Source organism: Streptomyces sp. A5-4 (assembly GCF_051131715.1).
Taxonomy (GTDB): Bacteria; Actinomycetota; Actinomycetes; order Streptomycetales; family Streptomycetaceae; genus Streptomyces.
Window position 1 is genome coordinate 5,170,393 of record NZ_CP178591.1, and the last position, 23,288, is coordinate 5,193,680.

The following is a 23,288-nucleotide window of genomic DNA, read 5'->3' on the forward strand; positions in this document are numbered from 1 at the left end:
TCCGGAGGCCCTCCCGGTGGTATCACGCGACGCACTTCGTCAGGATGTGCACATGACGAACGATGGGGGACGGGCGAACGAGCCCACCAGTTATGGACTCCGGCCGCCGACCCCGCCCCAGGTACCGCCGCAGAGCAGCGACTACAGGCCCACCCAGGCCGTGCGCGCACCGGTCGTGGGCGCCGACCCCGACGTGGGGCGGCTGGTCGGGGGGCGTTATCGGCTCGTCTCGCGGCTGGGGCACGGTGGGATGGGCACGGTCTGGCGGGCGCACGACGAGGTCGTGGACCGGGAGGTGGCGGTCAAGGAGCCCCAGGTTCCCGACCACTTGGGCGACCGGGAGCGGCAGAACGTCTATCTGCGCATGCAGCGCGAGGCGCGGGCCGCCGCTCGGATCGATCATCCCTCCGTGGTGACGATGCACGATGTGGTCGTCGAGGGCGAGAAGCCGTGGATCGTGATGGAGCTGGTGGCGGGGCAGTCGCTCGGCGACCGGTTGCAGGAGGGCACGCTCGATGTGCGCGAGGCCGCGCGCATCGGGGCCGATGTGCTGGGCGCGCTCGCCGCCGCGCACGAGGCGGGCGTGCTGCACCGTGATGTGAAGCCCGACAACGTGCTGCTCGGCCGGGGTGGCCGGGTGGTGTTGACCGACTTCGGTATCGCGCAGGTCGAGGGTGAGCAGGGGCTGACCGAGACCGGTGCCTTCGTCGGGTCGCCCGAGTACATCGCGCCCGAGCGGGTGCTCGGCCAGCGGCCGGGGCCGGAGTCGGACCTGTGGTCGCTGGGGGTGGTGCTGTACGCCGCCGTCGAGGGGATGTCGCCGTACCGCCGCTCGAACACCCCCGCCACGCTCCAGGCGGTGGTGTCCGCCGAGCCGCAGATGCCGGCCCGTGGGTCGGGTGCGTTCGGGACGCTGGTGATGCAGCTGCTGCGCAAGGACCCGGCCATGCGGCCGGGCGGCGCGGAGATCCGGCAGACGCTGGAGTCCGTGGCGCGCCCGCCGCAGGCCGCGCTCGACGCGACACGGATGTGGCAGCAGAACGGCACGACGGGCGGCAGCGGCTGGGTGCCGCCGATTCTGCGGAGCAGCCGTACGGCACGGTTCGGGCTCGGCGGTGGGCTGCTGGCCGTGGCTCTCGCGCTGGTGCTGATCATCGCCAGCCCCTTCGGGGGCGACGAGCTCCCGGAGAGCTGGAAGGTCCGTACGGAGACCGAGCTCCTCGCGGCCGACATCGCCGTGCCCGAGGACTATCGGCGGGTGCAGAGCGACACCACTGACGACTTCAGCGTCACCTACCACGACCCGAGCGGGGTGTTCACGGTCTACCTGGCGCGCGTACCGGGCTCCAAGGATCTCGGTGACGTGGGCAAGGAAGCCGAGGAGTGGGTCTCGTACTACCGCGCGGGCGGCGAGAACAAGACCACCATCCAGGACGTCAAGAGCGTCGCGAAGCCCGCGAAGCAGCAGGGCAAGGACGCCAGGGACGTGGTGACCAGCTACCGGGACTACAGCGCCGACGAGGACGACCTCTACAAGCGCTACCAGGAGCGCTACTACGTCAACGGCAAGAAGTCGGCCTATTGGCGGCTCCAGGTCTCCATGCCCGACCGGGGGGCGGCGGCCAAGGACGGCGAGCAGCTCTTCGACACCATCGTGAAGCATCTGGAAATTCAGGATCTGTGACTCCGGCGGAGGGGCCGGGGCGGTGACGAGCCCCTGATCAGGGCTTATCTGCCAGTGAACACTGGCGTGGTGGTGAGGGGTCGGTGAAAAGCCGTTACCGACGGGTACCAAAAGTCTGTGGAGGGGCTTAGTGTCGCCCTCATGACGGACTCGCAGGCTCCCGACACCGCCCTCGGCACCAACCCCGTAGCCGCCGCCCCGGTAGGCGCGCGCACCGCGGCCGACGTGGTCACCCCCGAGGTGGTCGCGCAGCTCACCCGTGACGTGGTCGGCTCCGGTCGTACGGCCAACCACACGCCGTTCACCGGGGAGAAGCTGGCGGACCTGCCCGAGTCCAGCCCCGAGGACGTCGCGCTCGCCTTCGAGCGGGCGCGCGCCGCGCAGCCGGTCTGGGCCGCCGTCCCGGTCCGCCGGCGCGCCGCCGTCCTGCTGCGCTTTCACGACCTCGTCCTGGAGCGGCAGGCCGAGGTGCTCGACCTCATCCAGCTGGAGACCGGCAAGGCGCGCCTGCACGCGCACGAAGAGGTCCAGGCCGTCGCCATCGCCGCCCGCCACTACGGCCGCAAGGCCGCCAACTACCTGAAGGCGAAGCGGCACACCGGCGCCGTCCCGACGCTCACCAAGGTCAGTGAGCTGCGCCAGCCGCGCGGTGTCATCGGCCAGATCGCGCCGTGGAACTACCCGCTGGAACTGTCGGTCGGCGACGCGCTGCCCGCCTTCGTCGCCGGCAACGCCGTGGTGATGAAGCCCGACACCGAGACCGCGCTGACCGCCCTGTGGGCCCGTGACCTGCTGGTCGAGGCCGGGCTGCCCGCCGAGGTCTTCCAGGTCGTCCTCGGCGAGGGCCCGGTCGTCGGACCCGAGGTCGTGAAGCACGCCGACTACGTCTCCTTCACCGGTTCCACCCGCACCGGCCGCGAGGTCGCCCAGGGCGCGGCGGCCCGCCTCGTCGGTGTCTCTCTCGAACTCGGCGGCAAGAACGCCATGTTGGTGCTCTCCGACGCCGATGTGGAGAAGGCGGCGGCCGGCGCCGTCCGCGCCTGCTTCTCCTCCGCCGGGCAGTTGTGCATCTCCATCGAGCGGCTGTACGTCCACGAGTCGATCGCCGACGACTTCGTGCAGCGCTTCGCCACCCGCACGAAGGCGATGCGCCTCGGTACGTCTCTCGCGTACGGCGCGGACATGGGCTCCCTCGTGGGTGAGCGCCAGCTGGAGAACGTGCGGCGCCATGTCGAGGAGGCCGTGGCCAAGGGCGCCACGCTCGTCGCGGGCGGCGTCGCCCGTCCCGACATCGGCCCGCTCTTCTACGAGCCGACCATCCTCGACGGCGTCGAGGCGCCGATGGCCGTGTGCGCGGAGGAGACCTTCGGCCCGGTCGTCTCCATCTACCGCTTCACCGACGAGGACGACGTCATCGGCCTCGCCAACGCCACGTCGTACGGCCTGAATTCGAGCGTCTGGACCAAGAGCGCCAAGCGCGGCCACGAGGTCGCGGCCCGGCTGCGCACCGGCACGGTCAACATCAACGAGGGGTACGCCCCGGCGTACGGCAGCGTCCAGTCGCCGATGGGCGGCATGAAGGAGTCCGGCCTCGGCCGTCGGCACGGCTCCGAGGGCATCCTCAAGTACACCGAGGCGCAGACCGTCGCCCACCAGCGCCTGATGCCGATGGCGCCGTCCTTCGGTATGGACGACGAGCAGTACGCCGCGTTCATGACGACCAGCCTGCGCGTGCTCAAGGCGCTGCGCTTCCGCTAGCCCCCGCCCCCCTTATCCCTCCCGTCCCTGGACACAATTTTCGTTGAGGAGCGCCAATGTCGCAGGAGAGCTCTGTCCGCAGCCAGGACGCCGAGGACATCGGTGACGCCGGTGACACCGAGGATTCTCGCTACGACTACGACGTCATCGTGGTCGGCTCGGGCTTCGGCGGAGCCGTCTCCGCGCTGCGCCTGACGGAGAAGGGCTACCGGGTCGGCGTCCTGGAGGCGGGCCGCCGCTTCACCCGTGAGTCCCTGCCCAAGAGCTCCTGGGACATCAGGAACTACCTGTGGGCACCGGCGCTCGGCCTCTTCGGGATCCAGCGCGTGCACCTGCTCGGGAATGTCATGGTCCTGGCAGGCGCGGGGGTGGGCGGCGGATCCCTCAACTACGCCAACACGCTGTACGTACCGCCCGCGCCCTTCTTCGAGGACCAGCAGTGGGCGGGCATCACCGACTGGCAGGACGAACTGGCGCCGTACTACGACCAGGCCAAGCGCATGCTGGGCGTGCGGCTGAACCCGACGATGACGCCCTCGGACGTGCACCTGAAGGCGACCGCGCAGGCCATGGGGGTGGGCGACACCTTCCACATGGCCCCCGTCGGGGTCTTCTTCGGCGACGGGGCGGACGCCACCGGTGAGTCGACGGCCAAGCCGGGCGGTGAGGTTCCCGACCCGTACTTCGGCGGCGCGGGCCCGTCCCGCAAGGCCTGCACCGAGTGCGGCGAGTGCATGACGGGGTGCCGCCGTGGCGCGAAGAACACCCTCAACGAGAACTACCTCTACCTCGCGGAGAAGGCCGGCGCCGTCATCCACCCGATGACGTCCGTCGTCGGCCTCTCCGAACACCCGGACGGGGGCTACCGCGTCGCCGCCGTCCCCACCGATTCCCGCCGCAAAGCCAAACCACGCAACCTGCGCGCGCGCCGGATCGTCGTCGCCGCAGGCACCTACGGCACCCAGACCCTGCTGCACGCCATGAAGGACCGCGGCGAGCTGCCCCGCATCTCGGCGAAGCTCGGTGAGCTGACCCGTACGAACTCCGAGGCGCTCGTCGGCTCGCAGACCACCGACCGCCGCTACCGCAAGAAGCACGGCGGCGGCAAGGCGGACTTCACGCGCGGCGTCGCCATCACGTCCTCGATCCACCCGGACGCCAACACCCATATCGAACCGGTCCGTTACGGCAGGGGCTCCAACGCGATGGGCGCGATGTCCATCCTCCAGGTGCCGTACGCCGAGAAGTTCCCGCGCGCGCTCGGCTGGCTCGGCAACGTCGCCAGGCACCCGGTGCTCGCCGCCCGTTCGCTCTCCAACCACCACTGGTCGGAGCGGACCATCATCGGCCTTGTCATGCAGTCGCTGGACAACTCCCTGACGACGTACCGCAAGCCGGGCGGCGTCGGCAAGGGCCTGCTCACCGCCCGGCAGGGCCACGGCGCTCCCAATCCGAAGCAGATACCGGCGGCGACGCGCGCCGCGACACTCCTCGCGGACGAGATCAACGGCTTCGCGGGCAGCAATGTCGGCGAGCTGATGGGCACCCCGCTGACCGCGCACTTCCTGGGCGGCTGCGCGATCGGCGCTTCGTCGCGGGAGGGCGTCATAGACCCTTACCACCGGCTGTACGGGCACCCGGGCATCTCGGTGGTCGACGGTTCGGCGGTCTCCGCGAACCTTGGCGTGAACCCGTCGCTGACGATCACCGCGCAGGCGGAGCGGGCCATGTCCTACTGGCCCAACAAGGGCGACGCGGATGTGCGGCCCGCGCAGGACGCGGCGTACGTACGGCTGGCGGCGGTCGAGCCGAGGTCGCCGGTGGTGCCGCGGGAGGCCTTCGGCGCGCTCAAGCTGCCCTTCCTGGCGATCCCGCCGAAGAAGCAGCAGAAGCGGGAGCAGACGCGGGGAGCGGCCCCGGGGGAGACGCGGGCGCGGTAGCTCAAGAAATGACCGGGCAGGCAAAAGGGGCTGCGCTCCCCTCCGAGTGCAGCCCCTCTGACCGGCTTCTTGGTACACACGTGAGACCTGTGACTGGCGCAAAGGGTTGTCCGGAAACCCGCGAATTTCTCATGTGGCATACGTCACTCCGCTTGCGGGTGATCGGTGGAGGCGCAGCGGCGCGGACGCGGTGCGCGGCGGACACCCGCCGGGGCATAGCGAAGGGCCCCGCGGTGGAGATGCGCGGGGCCCCTGGCTGTCGGCACCGACGCCAGGGCCGCGTCGGTGCCGAGGAGCGGCGCCGGGGGGTTGCGCCGCTGGTTCGGTGGTGGTTCCTGAAAGCTCGGTGCGGTTCTTGAGCGGTCGGTGCGCAGTGGTGCGGTCGGGCTTCGATGCGCCGGGTGGCCGCCCCGGCGCACGGGGGGCGCGCGAGTGGTGTCGACCAGTGGCGATAGCGGTGCGAAGCGCCGTGCCCATCTTTGCATCGTGCTGGATCGGCCGCGGCGTGCGCAACCGTTTCGCCTACATTCCGGGATACTCGCGGGACACAGTCGGCCGGTTCCGGGCGTCCCCGGAACCGGCCGACTTGGGCGACCGATCCGCTGTCCCCTGCCGACCGGTCACATGCGCCGGAACGAGGTCCCACGACGCACGTGCAGTGCGCCGCACGCCCCGGCGGAGCCACGCGTGGTTCTTTCCCTGCGTGCACACCCCTGGCTGGGGCGGACACCGGTACCAACGAAGACCCGTGGGGACCGGTCACGCGCCGTACGGGTGAGGACGGGCCCGAACTCAGATCCGGCCCCGGCACAGCTCAAGCATCGTCATGGCGAGGGCCGTGCCCGGCTTGCCCAGCGCGTCCCTGAAGTGGGCGAGGACCTCCATCTCGCGGGAGAGGTTCACCCGGCGTCCGCCCGAGGAGATCCGGGCCTGCTGGATGACGGACGAGACGGCCATCCGTTCCTGGATCAGGCCGATGATCCTGTCGTCGAGCGAGTCGATGCGCTCGCGGGCGTCCCCGATGAGAGAGGCGGCCTCGTCGGTGCGCGCGCCGGTCTTCTCCGCGGAGGTGGGGGCGGTGGCGGTGCTCATGTCGGTGTCTCCTGAACCTTGAAGGGCCGGCCCGAAGGCGCTGGTAGGGCCCCCGGGGCTGCGATCAGGACCGGGAAACACAGAACGCCCCGGACCTTGTCGGCCCGGGGCGCCTGGGAAGTTGCTTGTCAGTGGTTCAAGCAGCACGACCATGGCAGCCGGACGGGCCGGTGCCATAGGTAAAGAGGAAGCTCAGCTGCTTGGACATGTCGGCCAGTATGCCGCGCGGGTCGCCCGGCGGCCAGTGACGGGCCGGGACGGTTCGGATGGTGAGACGAGAGGCACGGCCGGTCGCCGTTAGAATCGACAGTCCCGCCACCCTTTAGGGGGCGCCCGGTCGATCAGGCCGGGCTGATCGACCGGACACCCCCTACCCGCCGGAAGGCCGCCCCGTGCCAGCAGCGCCCCCCGCCGCCCCCGACGTCGTACTCGTAGTCGACTTCGGCGCGCAGTACGCCCAGCTCATCGCCCGCCGCGTCCGTGAGGCCCGGGTCTACAGCGAGATCGTCCCGAGCACCATGCCCGTGGCCGAGATGCTGGCCAAGAACCCCAAGGCGATCGTCCTCTCCGGCGGCCCGTCCTCCGTGTACGCCGAGGGCGCCCCCACCGTGGACCGCGCGCTCTTCGAGGCCGGTGTCCCCCTCTTCGGCATGTGCTACGGCTTCCAGCTGATGGCCACGACGCTCGGCGGCACCGTCGACGACAACGGGGCGCGCGAGTACGGGCGTACCTCCCTGGCCGTGTCCAAGTCCGGCTCCACCCTCTTCGAGGGCACCCCCGACGAGCAGTCGGTGTGGATGTCGCACGGCGACGCGTGCTCGGCCGCGCCGGAGGGCTTCACCGTCACCGCGTCCACGGACGTCGTGCCGGTCGCGGCCTTCGAGAACGACGAGAAGAAGCTCTACGGCGTGCAGTACCACCCCGAGGTGATGCACTCCACATACGGCCAGCAGGTCCTTGAGCACTTCCTGTACCGCGGCGCCGGCATCACCCCGACCTGGACCACGACCAACGTCGTGGAGGAGCAGGTCGCCCTGATCCGTGAGCAGGTCGGCGCCAAGCGCGCCATCTGCGGTCTCTCCGGCGGCGTGGACTCCGCGGTCGCCGCCGCGCTCGTGCAGAAGGCCATCGGCGACCAGCTGACCTGCGTGTACGTCGACCACGGGCTGATGCGCAAGGGCGAGACCGAGCAGGTCGAGAAGGACTTCGTCGCCGCCACCGGCGTCCAGCTCAAGGTCGTCGACGCCGAGGAGCGCTTCCTCAGTGCCCTCGCCGGGGTCAGCGACCCCGAGCAGAAGCGGAAGATCATCGGCCGGGAGTTCATCCGCGTCTTCGAGCAGGCCCAGGCGGAGATCGTCGCCGAGGCCGGCGCCGAGGGCGAGGACGTCGCTTTCCTCGTGCAGGGCACGCTCTACCCGGACGTGGTCGAGTCCGGTGGCGGCTCCGGCACCGCGAACATCAAGTCCCATCACAACGTGGGCGGCCTCCCCGAGGACCTGGAGTTCGAGCTCATCGAGCCGCTGCGCCAGCTGTTCAAGGACGAGGTCCGGATGGTCGGCCAGGAGCTGGGCCTGCCGGACGAGATCGTCCAGCGCCAGCCCTTCCCCGGCCCCGGCCTGGGCATCCGCATCGTCGGCGACGTCACGCGCGAGCGCCTCGACCTGCTGCGGGAGGCCGACGCGATCGCCCGCGAGGAGCTGACGGCGGCCGGCCTCGACCGCGAGATCTGGCAGTGCCCGGTCGTCCTGCTCGCGGACGTCCGCTCGGTCGGCGTCCAGGGCGACGGCCGCACCTACGGCCACCCGATCGTGCTGCGCCCGGTCTCCTCCGAGGACGCCATGACGGCGGACTGGACGCGGATGCCGTACGACGTGCTGGGGAAGATCTCGACCCGCATCACCAACGAGGTCGCGGACGTGAACCGGGTGGTGCTCGACGTGACGAGCAAGCCCCCGGGCACCATCGAGTGGGAGTAACCCCCGCCTAGGGGCTGTCCGGCCCTAGCCGGTCAACGCCGACGCCGTCGCTCATTCGTTTGGGTGGCGGCGTTGTCGTACAGCCTGGGTACGCTCTCCCTAACGGACCAGAATCCCGACCATGGGAGGAACCATGACTGCTGCGGTTGCGCACTCCTGGCCGGTGCCGCCACCGCACGGTTACACCGTGGACGACCTGCTGACGCTGCCCGATCTCCCGCCGCACACTGAGCTGATCGACGGGAGCCTGGTTTTCGTGAGTCCGCAGCGGATTTTCACGGCCTGGTGATCGACCTGCTGGCGATCGGGATGAGGAGCACGGTGCCGCCCGAGCTGAAGATCCGGCGGAAAATGACCGTGGTGATCGACAGGCGCAACGGTCCGGAGCCCGATGTGTCCGTCGTGCGGGCCGAAGCGGATGTCAGCATGCGGCAGACCTACTACGACGTGGCGGACGTACTGCTGGCCGTCGAGGTCGTTTCTCCCGATTCGGAGTCGCGGGACCGTGACACCAAGCCGCACAAGTACGCCAACGCCGGCATCGCCCACTTCTGGCTGGTCGAGATGGCGGGCCCGGACGACCACCCCGTGGTCGAGGTCTTCGAGCTTTCCGAAGAGACGCGGACCTACGTCCGTACCGGCACCTACCGCGACCGGCTCAAGCTCTCCGTGCCGTTCAGCGTCGACATCGACCTGACAGCCATCGACAGTATGTAAACGCTCTTCTCAGTCGACCTACCGCGCGGTAGCTTCCGCCCCATGAACGAGATCCCCGCGCCCATACCCGTCGAGCGGCTCCAGTTCGCGCTGCCGCCCACCCACGCGACCCCCGCCGAGGAACGCGCGTACCGCAAGGAACGCCTGGCCGGGGCGCTGAGACTGTTCGCGCGGTACGGGTACGAGGAGGGCGTCTCGGGGCACATCACCGCCCGCGACCCGGAGCACGCCGACTGTTTCTGGGTGAACCCCTTCGGGCTGGCCTTCGCGGACATGACCGTCAGCGATCTGATCCTCGTCAATGGCGACGGGCAGGTCGTCGAGGGCCGCCACCACGTCAATCAGGCCGCGTTCATGGTCCACGCGCAGGTGCACAGGGCCCGGCCCGATGTCGTCGCCGTCGCGCACACCCACTCCATTCACGGCCGGGCCCTGTCCGCGCTCGGTGAGCTGCTCGCCCCGATCACCCAGGAGGCCTGCGCGTTCTACGAGTCGCACGCGCTGTACGACGCGTACACCGGGGTCGCCGTGGACGAGGAGGAGGGGGGCTGGATCGCGGGCGCGCTCGGCCCGCACAAGGCCGTCATCCTGCGCAATCACGGGCTGCTGACCGTGGGGGACTCGGTGGACGCGGCGGCCTGGTGGTTCATCTCCATGGAACGCGCCTGCCAGGTGCAGCTCGCGGCGCGTGCGGCGGGCAGGCCGGTGCTGATCGACCACAAGGACGCCCTCGCCACCCGGGACCAGCTGGGGAGCGATCTGGTCGGGTGGATCAACCATCAGCCGCTGTGGCGGCAGATCAGCCGGGCCGAGCCCGAACTCCTCACGTAGAGAGCCGACTTGGTCGTCAAATGGAACGCCGATTCGATGCCGGGGCCGGCTCCCTCGGCGGCCCGCCCCGATGGGTGTTCACCGCCCCGGGTACGGCACAATTCCCAGGAGTCGCACGGTGTTCAGCGGTGCGATCCGGGCGGGGTCGAAGGGCGGCAATTTCTGTGGCGGTGCAAGAGGCGAGAGCGGGCACACACGGCGGTGGCTGTATGTGCGGTGACTGCCCGCACGGCGCGCGCGAGGGGCATCGGCGCGCGGTGGCGGAATTCCTCGCCAAGCGGGACGAACTGGCCGCGGGCCAGGGGCTGCCCGCGGCCGTCGTGCACTCCACCGGCGCCTCGCGCCAGTGGGTGTCCGACGAGCTGACCCAGTCGGCCCGCGCGGTTGCCGAGCGCGGCCGTGAGGCGGGCGAGTCCTGGCTCCGGCTGGTGTGGCGCGCGACCCTGTCCGTGGTGTGGGGCGGTGTGATCGCCCTCGCCCTCGTCCAGTCGTTCACCGCCATCGGCGCCGGATGGACGGTCGCCCGCAGCGCCGGGCTCGCAGCCGCGCTCATCACCGCCGCCCTGCTGACCGGCGCGGCGCGCGTGCACCGGGCGCGCGGCGGGATCCTCGCGCCCCTCATCGGCGAGGACAACCGGCTGTCCACCTCGCGTGCCGTCGCCGCCTCCTGGGTGCTGCTCGTCGTCTTCGCCGTCCTGGTGCTCGCGATCGAGCTGGCCGGCGCGTCCGAGCACGCCGACCGGGACGCCCTGATCGCCGGGCTGGAACTGGCGCGTGGCGCCGGCGTGCTGACCGTCCTCGCGCTGACCTGCGCGATCGCCGTCCTGGTGGGGCGCGTGGTGTCCGTACGCGTGCTGAGCCAGCGCCTCCAGAAGGCCCGCGCCGACCGGCCCAGGGCCGCCGACCTGCTCACCGACGACGCGGGCAGCGGCTCCTTCACCGACGTCCAGTACATCGCGGTGAGCGGGGTCGCGGTGGCCTTCGCGGCGGTACGTCTCGCCCGGCACCCCGAGCAACTGCCCGACCTGCCGTGGGGCCTCGCCATCCTGGTGGCGGTCTCGGCGGCGACGTACCTCGCGGGGAAGTTCGCCGAGGGCGGCAGGCCCGTCGTGCTGTCCGTCGTACGGGTCAGGGAGGCGGGCGATCTGGACGCCCCGATCCGTACCGGTGACGACATCGAGATCCGGGGCGCCGGCTTCGTGCCGCCGGGCGCGGGGACGCCGGACCGGCTGGCGCGGATGGTGGTGCGGATCGGCACGGTGCACGTCCATGTGCCGCTGATCCCGGTCCCCGGCGGCTTCGCCAACCCGACGGACACGGTGCTGACCGTGCCGGTCCCGGTGGAGGTCGAGCCCGGCCGCGTCGAGGTGCAGGTCGTCACGGCGGCGGGCGCGGAGACCGCGACGGTGACCATCGACGTCACGGACTGACCGGCCGCGAGGCCCCGGGCCCCGGGGTGGTGGTGACGGTCGGGATCGCGGACCGATTGACCTGCCGGTCTGTTTGAGCCTGACTGGACCCGCGTACGTATCCATCTTCGAAGGCGCGAGCAGAATCGTGCCTGCGCGCGGCGCGCGCTTTCGAGAGGCGGGACCAGATCATGGCTCACGGGTATCGGTCCGGAGACACCATGGGCGGCTTGAGTGCGGGTCCACGCGCGCGTGGCGGCTGGAAGGAGTCGGCGAGCCGCTTGTCGCTGCTGCCGCTGCGGTTGTTCCTCGGCGTCACCTTCATCTACGCGGGCATCGACAAGCTCACGGACAGCCGGTTCATGGCGGCGAGCGGTTCCGGGTCGATCGGCGAACTGATGAGCGGCGTGCGCGACAGCTCCGCCGTTCCCGCCCTCGTCGACATGGCGCTGAACAACCCCGAGGGCTTCGCGTACGCCATCGCCATCGGCGAGATCGCCGTCGGCGTCGGCACCCTGATCGGCCTGCTGGCGCGCCTCGCCGCGTTCGGCGGTGCGCTGATCTCGCTGAGCCTGTGGCTGACCGTGAGCTGGCAGAGCGACCCGTACTACTACGGGAACGACCTCCCGTACATGTTTTGCTGGGTGCCTCTGGTGCTGGCCGGGGCGCCGTATCTGTCCCTGGACTCGTTGCTACGGGCCAGGCGGCGTTGAGTCACAAGGAGGCCGCTCCTCGCCTCATTCCGGAGTGCGTGAGTGCCGCTCCAGGGCGGCCTTCGATGTGCTGGTGTCCAGGAGCTTCAGCTCCCAGGGACCGGTATTCACGTCGAAGTCCTTGCCGAATCCGACCCACTTGCCGGCCATGCGTCGCCCCGTCGGCTCCACGAGCATCTGAACGGCTCCGTGGTACCGGGCCCCTTGGTAGTAGCCGTCAGTGGCTGTCTGCTCTGTCCAGGTTCCGGTGATCACGTTCCGGTCGATGGTCATTTCCATGGACAGCGGGCTGTCCGGGTTGCTGCTGGCCCTCGGCAGGCTCTGAGCAGTGAGCCTGTTCCCGTGCTGCACCACCACGACGTAATGCTTGGCCTCGAAGATCTGCTCACGACTGGAGGAGTAGAACTCGTAACGGCTGACCCACACCCCTGAGTAGTTCTCGGCGGGGGCAGTTTGAACAACTGCCCTTGGCGCTCCGGGAGTCTGAGTGCCGTCCTCTGCCGCAGGCTCCATGTCGTGGCCTCCAGAACCGTCCTCCCGCACCCGTGTCATGGGTACGGGAAGGGCGAAGCCCAGGGCCTCAACAGGGCGCCCCGTGACGCGCTCCAGGACCCGCGCATAGATCGGGCGCGGCGTACGGCTCACGCCGGATTCCCACCGCTGCACGAGCCGCTTGCTGGCATCGTTGGGCTCCCCAAGCTCGGCACCCGCCGTGCGGAGTGCCTTGGCGAAGTCATCTTGAGACATGCGCAGGCCGATACGAACGGCCCGCAGGGCATTGTTAGGGACGTGCTCAACGGTCGTCGTCATGGACCTTTCCCCTGTGAGATCGGGACGAGACGCGCGGTCGAAGCTGCCTCGCTAGATCCAAGTTAGCCTCAAGTGCCTTGGGAATGACACCGGTTTGACGCCCCGAGTGACGTCAGTCTGACGCCCCCTATGCCGTCGCAATGGTCACAGCGGGTTCCGGACCATGAGTGTCATGCAGCCGAAGACACAGGAGCCGCAGAACTACGGGCTGACCGAGCTTCCTCCCGAACCGAGAGCCGCTCCCAGCTGCAAGCAATGCCTGAGCATCAGCCTCAGGCGAGAGAACTCGCGATCTCTCGGCAACTACAGCGGTGTGACGGACGCGAATGTTGAGCTGCGACAGCATCACGCGGAGGAACACGGATCATGAGCGGGCAAGGAGACGCGCAGCTCTTCATGGACCGCTCTCTGATGACCATGCGGATCTCACGGGACTCTGGGCAGAGTTGGGGTCCCACTCAGGACGTGCGTGGGAGTGACGACCTCGCTCTGTTGGTCACTGCGAAGTGGCCCCCATGCCAGTGTTCGCGTTGCGCTGGACGCCGTAGCTCAGTTGGCAACTGAAGCGCGTTGCTGTGCGCCGCTGCCCGCCCGTTTCAGGCGCTCTCATCGATGTGCCGATACAGGGTTGCCCTGGAGACTCCCATGGCCTTCGCAATGGCGCTCATGGACTCTCCCTTGGCCTTCCTTGCCTTGGCCACGGTCAGCAGATCGTCAGTGATGACAGTGGGCCTTCCTCCGGTACGCCCCTGAGCCTTGGCGGCGTCCAGTCCTGCCCTGGTCCGCTCAACGATCATGTCTCGTTCCAGCTCGGCAAAGGCAACCATCATGGTGAAGAAGAACTTGCCTTCCCCCTTGGGGGAGTAGCTACCGGCCAGAGTCCCGGTGAGAACCCGCAGAGCGATTCCACGGCTGTGCAGTTCCTCGGCAATGGTCAGTACGTCCTTTGTGGACCTGCCCAACCGGTCAAGCTTCCAGACACAGAGGGTGTCTCCCTCTCGCATGTACTCCAGGGCGGCATGGAGGCCGGGGCGCTCCGCGTTCTTTCCGGACAGCTTGTCTTCAAAGACCTTGGTGCAGCCTGCCTCTGCCATGGCGTCTGTCTGAAGCTGCACATCCTGAGCCTTGCCGCTCACTCGCCTATACCCGATGAGGTGGCCCGTGGCCTTGCCGCTCGTGGTCGTCGTCATGCCTCAAGCGTCTCATAACTCATCTCAAAACATCAAGGGTTCCAGGAGGTTGTGAGACGGGTTTTGAACACCCTCCAGACCCCTTACGGGCTTGTCCTTCTGGCGTCTCATTAACCATCGTTTCCGAGATGCTTCCTCACGGTGGCCCTGTGCGCCCTCACGCCCCCGCCCTTGCCTCACGGCTGGCCACCCCTGGAGTGATACGACCGGGGGTAATGCGTGGCGCTTTGCTCCTCAAGGGCCGCCGGGGCACCTTCCTTCCGCCCGGTACGGGTTCAGGGGCCACGGAATCCCCCTGAGGGCCTTTGGGGTGCAGGATGGAATCCGATGCCCAGGACGCCCGCAAGGGGCTCAGGGGGCCATGCAGGGCCCTTCCTGAACCTCTGGGTGCTTACTGCTCCCTCTCTGGATACACCGAACGCATTTGTCTGCCTTGGCTGTTGTGATCCGCGCCTCACTTCGGGTACCCAGCGTCCCGCTTCAACTCAAAGGACAGGTACTTACTTTATGCGGTTGGTTATATAACTACTCTACTAGTAACTACTAAGTGCTTAGAGAGTAAGTAACCTACTGTCTCTCTTAGGGGCACCCAGGGGTTGAGGCAATGGTCCTGAGTTAGCTGCCCGGGGTGCGATGATCTTGGGGTGGAGCGGATTGAGGGTGTGGCCGCGGGGCGGCTGACGGATGACGTGTCGATCGGGTTGCTGGCGGCGGTGTTCCCGGAGGAGGCCGTGCGGGCGGCGATCGATGAGGCGGGGGCGCGTGAGGAGCGAACGCGGTCGTTGCCGGCGAAGTTGATGATGTATTTGTCGCTGGCGTTGTGGTTGGAGCCGGGCAAGGGGTACGTGCGCACCCTGCGGGGCCTGCTGGAGGGGCTGCGGTGGTCGCGGGGCGGCTGGGGCGAATACCGGGTGCCCAGTGACGGGGCGATCTCGCTGGCCCGTTACCGGTTGGGTGAGGCGCCGTTGCGGAACCTGTTCGACGAGGTCGCAGCCCCGGTGGCCGATGAGCGCACCCCGGAGGCGTTCTGGCGGGGGCTGCGGTTGATGGCGGTGGACGGCACGGTCTTCGATGTGCCCTCGGGGAAGCGGAACGAGGCGGCGTTCGCGGTTCCGGCCGGTGGAAGCCGGCCGCAGGTCCGCCTGGTGGCGCTGGCCGAGTGCGGCACGCTGGCCCTGACCGGGGCGGCCTTCGACTCCATCGCGGTCGGTGAACGCACCCTGTTCACCCGCCTGTTGGACCGGTTGGCGCCCGGCATGCTGCTGCTGGCCGACCGCGGCTTCCCCTCGTTCGGCCTGTACCGGGCTGCCGCCGCGACGGGCGCACAACTGCTGTGGCGCGTCTCGGCTTCCTTCACCCTGCCCGTCAAGAAACGGCTGGCCGACGGCACGTACCTGTCCGAACTGCGCGGCGAGCGGAAGTCGCAGCGGGTCACGGTACGAGTCATCGAGTACTCCGTCGCCGACGACGGCGGAATCAGCGAGGTCTTCTGCCTCATCACCACCCTGCTGGACCCTGAGCACGCGCCCGCTTTGGAGCTGGCCCGCAACTACGCCGAACGCTGGTCGGTGGAAGTGCTCTTCAAACTGCTCAAGGTCGACCTGCGGCAAAGTGGCGGCATCCTGCGCTCGGGCAAACCCGAGGGAGTACGACAAGAACTGTGGGCGCTACTCTGCGTCTACCAGGCCCTGCGCACCCTGATCGCCAGGGCCGCCGTGATCGCGGGCATCGACCCCGCCCGCATCAGCTTTCCGCCCGTCCTGGACGCCGTCAAAAGCTCCCTCAGGACGGCTTTTTCCCCCTGACCAGCTCGCGAAGGCCCTGCACTTCCTCATAGCCGACCTCCCCGGCATGCACATCCGAGACCGCCCCACCCGCACCACGCCCCGCACCACGAAACGCCCCCATCTCAGCTACCAAACCCGCAGCTCAACCGACCCCGGAACCCGCCGCGTCACCCGCACCATCGTGCTCCACACACTGACACCCGACCCGATCTAACTCATGGCCATTGGGGGTTGAGGAGCCCCGGCCGCTAGAGCCGGGACCTTCTGTCAGTGGACAGTGAATGGCTCAGACCGATTGCCTAGATCTACGTCCGCGCCAAAATTGAGGGTGTTCGAAACCCCCTTGATGAGGGGATGCAGTCGGATGCTGATTCCTGCCTTCAGTAGGTGACGTGTCCTCTCGTCTTCATTGCCTGAGTTCCTGTCCCACATGTGACGGAAAGTTTCCCCGGTATCCCGGTACTCGTAGCGGTCGGGCTTATCGCCCTCGGCTGACAGGGAATCATATTCCTCGTACAGGGCTGCAATCTCTTCCTCGGTGGACTTCTTAGCAAAGCCGGATGAGTTCTTTCCTCCGGGGCGGGTGGTCCTCTGAAGTTCCGTCACATGCTGCTCAATCTCATGGAGCCTCTGAGTGTTGTTTGAGCCCTTGACGTAGTGACGCTCATGCATGGGAAAGTCTCCGACACTTCCCAGGATGATTGTCTCTACAAGCTCCTTTACTTTCTCAGCTCGGAAGGCGTACCCCTTGCCGCAGGACTCCCGGTTGGCTGACTTGTTGCAGCGGTACACAGGCTTGCCCTGTTGCCGCTCCGGATTGAAGAGATATAGGTTCCTGCCGCACTCACCGCACAGGAGGACTCCTCGATAAGCAGTAGTGTTCTTTGTGGAGCGGCGGGCGGCACCGGGGCGCCCGTTCCTTTCGTCTTGCAGCTTGATCCATTCGTCATCTGTGAGAATCGCATCAGCCATCCGAATCTTTCCCTCGGCGGTGAGAATCGGCTGGGATGTTCCGTACTTCTTCCCGAGGGCCTTTACTTCCTCGCACTTCCAGCCGAGGATGGTTTCAGACGTCATAATGTTGGTGATAGTGCGACTCCGCCATACCGGCAGAGGCTCGCCGTTGTTCTTCCGGCGGTTCGACATCCTCTCGGCTCCAGGGGACAGAATCCCTCTGGCGTTGAAGTCGTCACAGATGGCCGAGTAGGGCTCTCCGTCCTCGACTACGCGCTTATAGATCTCCCGAATGACGTCCTTCTGGCTCTCGCGTACTCGGAGCCTCATTGCTCCATCGGTGTCACGGAAGGATTCGTAACCGTAGGGAGGATTTCCCTTGGCCCAGACATTCTTGGACTTGGCGTAGCTCTGGAACGACTTGACTCGCATCGAGATGTTCTGTGCTTCAGTCTCAGCTATAGCTGCAAAAAGATCGATGATGACGTGCCGGAAAGGGCCGACCATATCGAGCACAGGTTCCTTGGCTGAAACCAAGGACTTACCGCCGTGAGCGGTCGCCCATTTGATCATGTCCTGCATGTCGACGACTTTGCGGACGAACCTGTCCATTTTCCAGAAGAGCAGTAGATCGAATTCAGGTGCTCGGTTGTTCAGCCATTCCCCGAGTTGCGGCCTCTCCAATGGATGAGACTTGGTGGCAGAGATATGGGCGTCCTTGGCCACGCCCACCACCTGCCACCCGAGGTGTTGCCTCTCGTTGACGTAGGCAGTGCAGTCCTGCAGCTGGCGTTCCAGCGACGTGGACGCGTCGGTCTCGTTGCTGATCCGCAGGGCGATCAGTACCCGCACTGTCTCCATGGCAAGAACCCTATAACAGCAGTACGCCAGTGACCTGGCCTACCTCATGGCCTGGCTGCCGCTGGTGCTCGCGGGCGCAGCCGTGTTCTCCCTCGACGCGGCCCTGGCCGCGCGCCGCCGCCCCCGGTAGCTCAGCCAGCTCGCCGTCCCGGCGAGCAGCAGGCCGCCGAACACCGCCGGGAGCGCCAGGTAGGCCGGGGTGTGCCAGGTCCCGGCCGCGTCTCCCGCGTAGGCACCGGCCGTCCCCGCCAGGACCAGGCCGGCGATCAGCCTGCCCGGCCGGAAGCCGTGCCGGAACGTCCGGTGGCACACGGGCGCGGCCGTGGCTCCGGACTCGGACGGGGGCCGGCCGTACGACTCGTCGACGCGCCGGTCGTGCGGCTCACCCCCGCGCCCCTTGCACGGCTCACCGGCAGGTCCTTCGTACGGTTCACTTCGCGGCACGGGCCACCTCCACCTGTCCGGCGCCGATCTCCAGGTTCAGCTTCACCGTCCCGGCGGGCTCGGCCCCCTTGGGCGGTTTCAGCGTCTCCCGGATCCGCTGACCCGGCTCGATGGACACGTCCTGCGTCCCGTCGCCCGGCAGCCGGACGTCGCCGAGCCCCACGTCGATACTCACCTTCACGGTCACATCCTTCGGTACGACGACGAGCAGGCGCCCGGCGCCCACCCCGGCCCCCGTGCTCACCTTCGCGTCCGCGGGGACCCGCAGCCCACCCAGATCGAGGGTGCCGACACCCGAGCCGAGCTCGTACCGCGGCTGCACGGCGGCGACCGACGCGGGCTTCCAGTCGGTCCGCATCCATTCCGTGGAGATCTGCTTCGGCAGCATCGCGGACGTGGCGAGCAGGCCCGCCGTGATCACGGCGAGCACGATCGAGCCGGCGCCCGTGCGCCCGAGCAGGGAGCTGACCGCGATGCCCAGGCCGAAGACGGCGAGCGCGCACGCCAGGCCGATCTGCAGGCTCGTACCGAGCGGCCGGCCGTCCCACGACAGGGCGGTGCCGAGCCCGCCCGCGAGCACGGCCAGCAGGAACACCCGGCCGCCGATGCCGCGCGGCCCGCGTGTCGCTGGGTCGCGGCGGCGCGGCTGCGGCGAACCGCCCGATACCTTGGCCCGCGCCCTGGCCAGCGCGTCGTCGACGATCGCGGCCTCCGGGCCCCACATGTAACCGGAGCCGGCCAGGCCCGTCGTGCCGTCCTTGACGATGGGATCGCGCCACCAGGACGGCGCCCCGTGCACGGGCGGCGCCTGTGTCTCGGGCGGCGCGACCGCGACGGCCTGCGCGGCCACCGGGTCGAGCGGACCGCTCAGCGGGTCGACGAGGCGGCGGCGCTGTGACCAGTAGGTGGCGCCGGCCAGGGCGACCGAGAGCAGCATGGCGAAACCGAGGACCGTGCCGTTGTTCAGCATGGACAGGAACAGCCCGCAGCCGATCAGGGCGCAGAGCACGGCGATGAGCGTGGTCCCGTCGACCCGGCCCGTCAGGAGCCTGCGGGCCTCGCTCTCCTCCTCGTCGTCGAGGGGGATGAAGAGCCAGGCGAAGCCGTAGAAGATCAGGCCGATGCCGCCGGTGACGGTCAGCACACCGAGCACGATCCGGAAGATCACCGGGTCGAGGTCGAAGTGCCTGCCGAGCCCGCCGCACACACCGCCGAGCACCTTCTGCCGCTTGCTGCGGCGCAGCAGGGGCCGCGGCGGCTCGTCGGGGGAGGACACCGGCGGCCGGGGAGGCGCGGCGTCGTGCGGCTCTGTCATACGTCCATGGTGACGGGCCGAACGGCACGGTGGGGCACATGACGACCCTGGACGATCCCTGATTTCGCCCCTGAGGGCGCGGAGGGGCGGCGGGGCACGCCCCTGTCCGAAGTACGAGCTGTGCCCCCGCCGGGATCAGGGTCGAGTGGGGGGCCGACCCTGATGCCCCCGCGCCCGGGTACGTGTGACCATCGGAACATGCCAGTCGCCGCACCCCGCCGCCCCGCGGGCCCGCTCGCCCCGGACCCCGAGGAACCGCAGCCGCGCAAGCTCTACCGCAGCGCCGAGGGGCGGATGCTCGGCGGTGTCGCGCGTGGGCTCGCCGGGCACCTCGGGCTGCCCGTGGTGTGGGTGCGGATCATCTTCATCGCCTTGTTCCTGTCGGACGGCCTGGGCGTGCTGCTGTACGCCGCGTTCTGGTTCGTCGTGCCGCTCGGCGTCGGTGGCGTCGACGCGCCCCGGTCCGCCTTCGAGACCACCCCCGACGGGCGCCGCAAGCTCCGCAAGCCGGACAAGGGCCAGGTCTTCGCCCTCGTCGCGCTGCTCATCGGTGCCGCGGTCTTCGTCGGCAACGTGCAGGTGGGCGGCCAGGCAGGGCGTTACATCTGGCCCACCCTTCTCATCTGCTTCGGCGTCGTCCTGGTGTGGCGCCAGGCCGACAACGCGCGGCGCGCCCACTGGATGGAGATCGGCCACCGCCGCCGGATGCTCCAGCTGGCCCGCGGTCTGGCGGGGGTGGCCCTGGTCGGTACGGGCCTCACCGCGTTCCTGGTGGTGCGCGGCTCGGCGGCGCAGCTCGGCAACGTACTGACCGCCGCGCTCGCCGTCGTGACGGGCATCGCGCTGCTGGCGGGCCCCTGGCTCGTCCGTATGACGCAGGACCTCTCCGAGGAACGCCTGATGCGCATCCGCGCCCAGGAGCGCGCCGAGGTCGCCGCCCATGTCCACGACTCGGTGCTGCACACCCTCACGCTGATCCAGCGCAACGCGGAGGAGCCCGGCGAGGTGCGGCGCCTGGCCCGCGCGCAGGAGCGGGAGCTGCGCAACTGGCTGTACAAGCCGGAGGGCACCGGCAAGGACGAGGACGAGGAGCCGCAGACCCTCGCGGAGGCGGTCAAGCGGACGGCGGCCGAGGTCGAGGACAACCACGGTGTGCCGTTGGAGGTCGTCGTCGTCGGCGACTGCCCGCTCGACGAGAAGCTGGCCGCCCAGATGCAGGCCGCACGCGAGGCGATGGTGAACGCCGCGAAGTACGGTGGCGAGGGCGGAGCGGTGCAGGTTTTCGCGGAGGTCGAGGGCCGGACGGTCTTCGTCTCCGTGCGGGACAGGGGGCCCGGGTTCGATCTGGACGCGGTACCGGACGACCGCATGGGCGTACGAGAATCAATCATCGGCCGTATGCAACGCAACGGCGGTACGGCAAGGCTGCGTTCCGCGCCCGACGGGGGCACGGAAGTCGAGCTTGAGATGGAGAGGGCGGCGGACGCATGAGCAACACCGAGACCGAGACCCAGGCCGAGGGCAGGCGGGCACGGGTGGTGCTCGTCGACGACCACCGGATGTTCCGTACCGGAGTGCAGGCGGAGATCGGCCGCACCGAGACCACCGGCGTCGAGGTCGTGGGCGAGGCCGCCGACGTCGACCAGGCGGTCACCGTCATCACGGCCACCCGCCCCGAGGTGGTCCTTCTCGACGTGCACCTGCCGGGTGGTGGCGGCGTCGAGGTGCTGCGCCGCTGCGCGCCGTTCATGGGTGCCGTTGACAACCCGGTGCGGTTCCTCGCGCTGTCCGTCTCGGACGCGGCGGAGGACGTCATCGGTGTGATCCGCGGTGGGGCACGCGGCTACGTCACCAAGACGATCACCGGCGCGGACCTGATCAACTCGATCTTCCGTGTCCAGGACGGCGACGCGGTGTTCTCCCCGCGTCTCGCCGGCTTCGTGCTCGACGCGTTCGCTTCGACGGACGCGCCGCCGGTCGACGAGGACCTCGACCGGCTCACGCAGCGGGAGCGCGAGGTGCTGCGGCTGATCGCACGCGGTTACGCGTACAAGGAGATCGCGAAGCAGCTCTTCATCTCGGTCAAGACGGTCGAGTCGCACGTCTCGGCGGTCCTGCGCAAGCTGCAGCTGTCCAACCGGCACGAGCTGACGCGCTGGGCGACGGCCCGCCGACTGGTGTGACGCGGAGCCACCGGGCCTACCAGGCCGCGGGCTTCGCGATGTCCGGCAGCGGGATCGTCGGGGTGGGCAGCGGCTTCGTCAGGTCCGGCAGTCCGGGCAGGCCGAGCCCCCGGACGACGAACGTGCAGTACGTGTACGAGTAGCCGGGCTGGATCTTGGGCCCGGACGCGTTGTTGCTGACGTTCGCGTCCGCCTCCCCGGCGTTCTTGTGCAGGAAGTGGTAGTTGCCCGCGGGCAGTTGGAGCGTCGCCTTCGGGTACTTGCCGCTGCTGCCCTTGCAGGCCTGGCTCTTGCCCGCCGACGTACTGGAGTACGTCGTGCAGCCCTTGCACGCACCGACCTTGATCGTGCCGGTGGTGGGCCCGGTGTAGAGGACCTCGACCGCGTCGGGGCCGTCGTTGGTGATCACGAAGGGCATCCTCGCGCCACCGGGACTGCCCTCGGGAGGCAGCCGGTCGCCGGCCGCGGCGCGTGTCTCGGCGATCTCGGCGGCGATGGCGATGTTACGGGCCTGCTCGCGCTTCCCGCTCTGCTTGTAGTCCCCGGCGAAGGTGTCCAGCGTCTTGCGTGCCTCGCTGAACTCCTTGTCCTTGAAGTGCTTCACACCGCAGGCGTAGAGCCCGTTCTCCACGGGCCGGTCGTCGGCCGTGCGCAGCGCGGCGCCGGTCGATCCCGGCAGCGCGGAAGCGGTGGCGCCGATGCGGCGCAGCTCCTCGGTGACCTCGCACGGCCCGTCGTCGTTCATCGCCCCGGCCCGGCCCTTGATCCGGGCGCGGACGGCGGGCTCCACCTTCGCGGCCTGCTTCGACTCGGGGAAGGTGCTCAGTAGTTCACCGAGCGCGCCGGCTTCCGGTCCGCTCGTCTCCTCGCCCAGCTTCGACATCCCGCACTCGTAGTACGAGGTGGCCAGCGGCTGGTCGGGCCAGGTCGCCAGGTCGCCGAGGAGGCGCTTGTCGATCGACTCGGGGACGGTCCGCAGGAACTTCAGCGCCTCGATGGCCGGGCAGTGCTGACCGCTGCTGTACGGCGTGGCGACGGCCTTGTAGTACGCGTTCAGCCGCTCCGGCACGAGCTTGGCGGCCCGGGAGTCCGGGTGGTCCGCTTCGAGCCCGCGGTAGTCGGCGAGGGCGGTCTTGAAGCCCTGCTCGCCGCTCGCGAAGCTCTGGTTGGCGGCGGCCTTGACGGTCCGGTCGGCGTCCCCGAGCCGGTCGAGCAGCACTTGCTCGCGTGCCTCGTCCTGGGCGGAGCCGTACGCGACGGCGCCCCCGGCGGGCACGGCGAGCAGCAGCAGCCCGAGGGCGACAGCGATCGCCGGCCGAACCGGCAGCGCGGTGCGCGCCCGCAGCGCACGGCGCGCCCCGTCGGCGGCGGCGAGAAGCAGCACCAGGAGATACGCGACGAGCAGCCCGCCCGGTACGCCGTCGGGCTCGGCCGGCAGCGCGATCAGCAGCAGTGCACCGGTCGCCACCCAGCACACGGCGGCCCAGATCCACTGGCGCAACAGCACGTAACCGAGGCCGAGCCCGGTGAGGTTGAGCAGGCCGACGGCCGTGGCGCGCGCGGGGTCGGGCGGCACCGGCGGGCCGACGGTCGGCGGATGGCTGGGCGGTGGCGGCGGCGGGGG

The 23,288-nt window shown here is 69.1% G+C and carries 17 protein-coding genes and 1 pseudogene; 11 read left to right on the top strand and 7 right to left on the bottom strand.

Annotated features, from left to right (window positions below; genetic code table 11):
- Positions 1-52: 52 nt before the first annotated feature.
- The 3 genes from ACLLJJ_RS24200 (at position 53) to ACLLJJ_RS24210 (ending at position 5,382) form a co-directional block, all read left to right on the top strand.
- Positions 53-1,684 carry a serine/threonine-protein kinase gene (locus ACLLJJ_RS24200; protein WP_434595248.1) on the top strand — a complete coding sequence of 544 codons (1,632 nt, stop codon included), beginning with the start codon at positions 53-55 and terminating at the stop codon, positions 1,682-1,684.
- Positions 1,685-1,825: 141 nt separating this feature from the next.
- Positions 1,826-3,442 (top strand): succinic semialdehyde dehydrogenase, encoded by a 1,617-nt coding sequence (locus ACLLJJ_RS24205; protein WP_434595252.1) that lies wholly within the window; start codon positions 1,826-1,828, stop codon positions 3,440-3,442.
- A gap of 56 nt (positions 3,443-3,498) precedes the next feature.
- Positions 3,499-5,382 carry a GMC oxidoreductase gene (locus ACLLJJ_RS24210; protein WP_434595253.1) on the top strand — a complete coding sequence of 628 codons (1,884 nt, stop codon included), beginning with the start codon at positions 3,499-3,501 and terminating at the stop codon, positions 5,380-5,382.
- 792 nt (positions 5,383-6,174) lie between these two features.
- On the opposite strand, the gene ACLLJJ_RS24215 is transcribed toward ACLLJJ_RS24210, so the two are convergent.
- Positions 6,175-6,474, bottom strand: a complete 300-nt coding sequence (locus ACLLJJ_RS24215; RefSeq protein WP_434595256.1) for a chorismate mutase — start codon at positions 6,472-6,474, stop codon at positions 6,175-6,177.
- A gap of 392 nt (positions 6,475-6,866) precedes the next feature.
- Here ACLLJJ_RS24215 and guaA point away from each other — a divergent pair, with 392 nt between their 5' ends.
- From guaA to ACLLJJ_RS24240, 5 genes and pseudogenes are all read left to right on the top strand, one after another.
- Positions 6,867-8,450 (top strand): glutamine-hydrolyzing GMP synthase, encoded by a 1,584-nt coding sequence (guaA, locus tag ACLLJJ_RS24220; protein WP_434595260.1) that lies wholly within the window; start codon positions 6,867-6,869, stop codon positions 8,448-8,450.
- Between the two features lie 121 nt (positions 8,451-8,571).
- Positions 8,572-9,167, top strand: a pseudogene (locus ACLLJJ_RS24225) (Uma2 family endonuclease).
- 42 nt (positions 9,168-9,209) lie between these two features.
- A complete protein-coding gene (locus ACLLJJ_RS24230; RefSeq protein ID WP_434595263.1) occupies positions 9,210-9,998 on the top strand; it encodes a class II aldolase/adducin family protein in 789 nt (262 codons plus the stop codon).
- A gap of 209 nt (positions 9,999-10,207) precedes the next feature.
- Positions 10,208-11,428 (top strand): hypothetical protein, encoded by a 1,221-nt coding sequence (locus ACLLJJ_RS24235; RefSeq protein WP_434595266.1) that lies wholly within the window; start codon positions 10,208-10,210, stop codon positions 11,426-11,428.
- Between the two features lie 170 nt (positions 11,429-11,598).
- Positions 11,599-12,120, top strand: a complete 522-nt coding sequence (locus ACLLJJ_RS24240) for a DoxX family protein (RefSeq protein ID WP_434595269.1) — start codon at positions 11,599-11,601, stop codon at positions 12,118-12,120.
- Positions 12,121-12,144: 24 nt separating this feature from the next.
- On the opposite strand, the gene ACLLJJ_RS24245 is transcribed toward ACLLJJ_RS24240, so the two are convergent.
- Together ACLLJJ_RS24245 and ACLLJJ_RS24250 are read right to left on the bottom strand one after the other, a co-directional pair.
- Positions 12,145-12,930 (bottom strand): helix-turn-helix domain-containing protein, encoded by a 786-nt coding sequence (locus ACLLJJ_RS24245; RefSeq protein WP_434595271.1) that lies wholly within the window; start codon positions 12,928-12,930, stop codon positions 12,145-12,147.
- A 596-nt stretch (positions 12,931-13,526) separates the two neighbouring features.
- Positions 13,527-14,120 (bottom strand): recombinase family protein, encoded by a 594-nt coding sequence (locus tag ACLLJJ_RS24250; RefSeq protein ID WP_434595274.1) that lies wholly within the window; start codon positions 14,118-14,120, stop codon positions 13,527-13,529.
- Positions 14,121-14,764: 644 nt separating this feature from the next.
- On the opposite strand from ACLLJJ_RS24250, the gene ACLLJJ_RS24255 reads away from it, so the two are divergent.
- Positions 14,765-15,925 carry an IS4 family transposase gene (locus ACLLJJ_RS24255; RefSeq protein WP_185297178.1) on the top strand — a complete coding sequence of 387 codons (1,161 nt, stop codon included), beginning with the start codon at positions 14,765-14,767 and terminating at the stop codon, positions 15,923-15,925.
- A gap of 249 nt (positions 15,926-16,174) precedes the next feature.
- On the opposite strand, the gene ACLLJJ_RS24260 is transcribed toward ACLLJJ_RS24255, so the two are convergent.
- Genes ACLLJJ_RS24260 through ACLLJJ_RS24270 form a run of 3 tightly spaced genes read right to left on the bottom strand, consistent with a single transcriptional unit; the run spans position 16,175 to position 19,481 of the window.
- The gene (locus ACLLJJ_RS24260; protein ID WP_434595277.1) at positions 16,175-17,722 is read right to left on the bottom strand and encodes a recombinase family protein; all 1,548 of its coding nucleotides are present in this window, start codon (positions 17,720-17,722) and stop codon (positions 16,175-16,177) included.
- A gap of 39 nt (positions 17,723-17,761) precedes the next feature.
- Positions 17,762-18,166: a hypothetical protein gene (locus tag ACLLJJ_RS24265; protein ID WP_434595281.1), complete on the bottom strand. Its 405-nt coding sequence runs from the start codon at positions 18,164-18,166 to the stop codon at positions 17,762-17,764.
- A complete protein-coding gene (locus ACLLJJ_RS24270; protein ID WP_434595283.1) occupies positions 18,153-19,481 on the bottom strand; it encodes a PspC domain-containing protein in 1,329 nt (442 codons plus the stop codon). Before ACLLJJ_RS24270 ends, ACLLJJ_RS24265 begins: the two co-directional genes overlap by 14 nt.
- A gap of 198 nt (positions 19,482-19,679) precedes the next feature.
- Between ACLLJJ_RS24270 and ACLLJJ_RS24275 the strand changes: the two genes are divergently transcribed.
- Together ACLLJJ_RS24275 and ACLLJJ_RS24280 are read left to right on the top strand one after the other, a co-directional pair.
- Entirely contained in the window at positions 19,680-20,972 is a 1,293-nt protein-coding gene (locus ACLLJJ_RS24275; RefSeq protein WP_434595286.1) for a PspC domain-containing protein, read from the top strand.
- Entirely contained in the window at positions 20,969-21,664 is a 696-nt protein-coding gene (locus tag ACLLJJ_RS24280; protein ID WP_434595288.1) for a LuxR C-terminal-related transcriptional regulator, read from the top strand. Before ACLLJJ_RS24275 ends, ACLLJJ_RS24280 begins: the two co-directional genes overlap by 4 nt.
- Before the next feature lie 16 nt (positions 21,665-21,680).
- Here the strand turns inward: ACLLJJ_RS24280 and ACLLJJ_RS24285 are convergent, their stop codons facing one another.
- Entirely contained in the window at positions 21,681-23,240 is a 1,560-nt protein-coding gene (locus ACLLJJ_RS24285; protein WP_434595292.1) for a hypothetical protein, read from the bottom strand.
- Positions 23,241-23,288 lie beyond the last annotated feature (48 nt).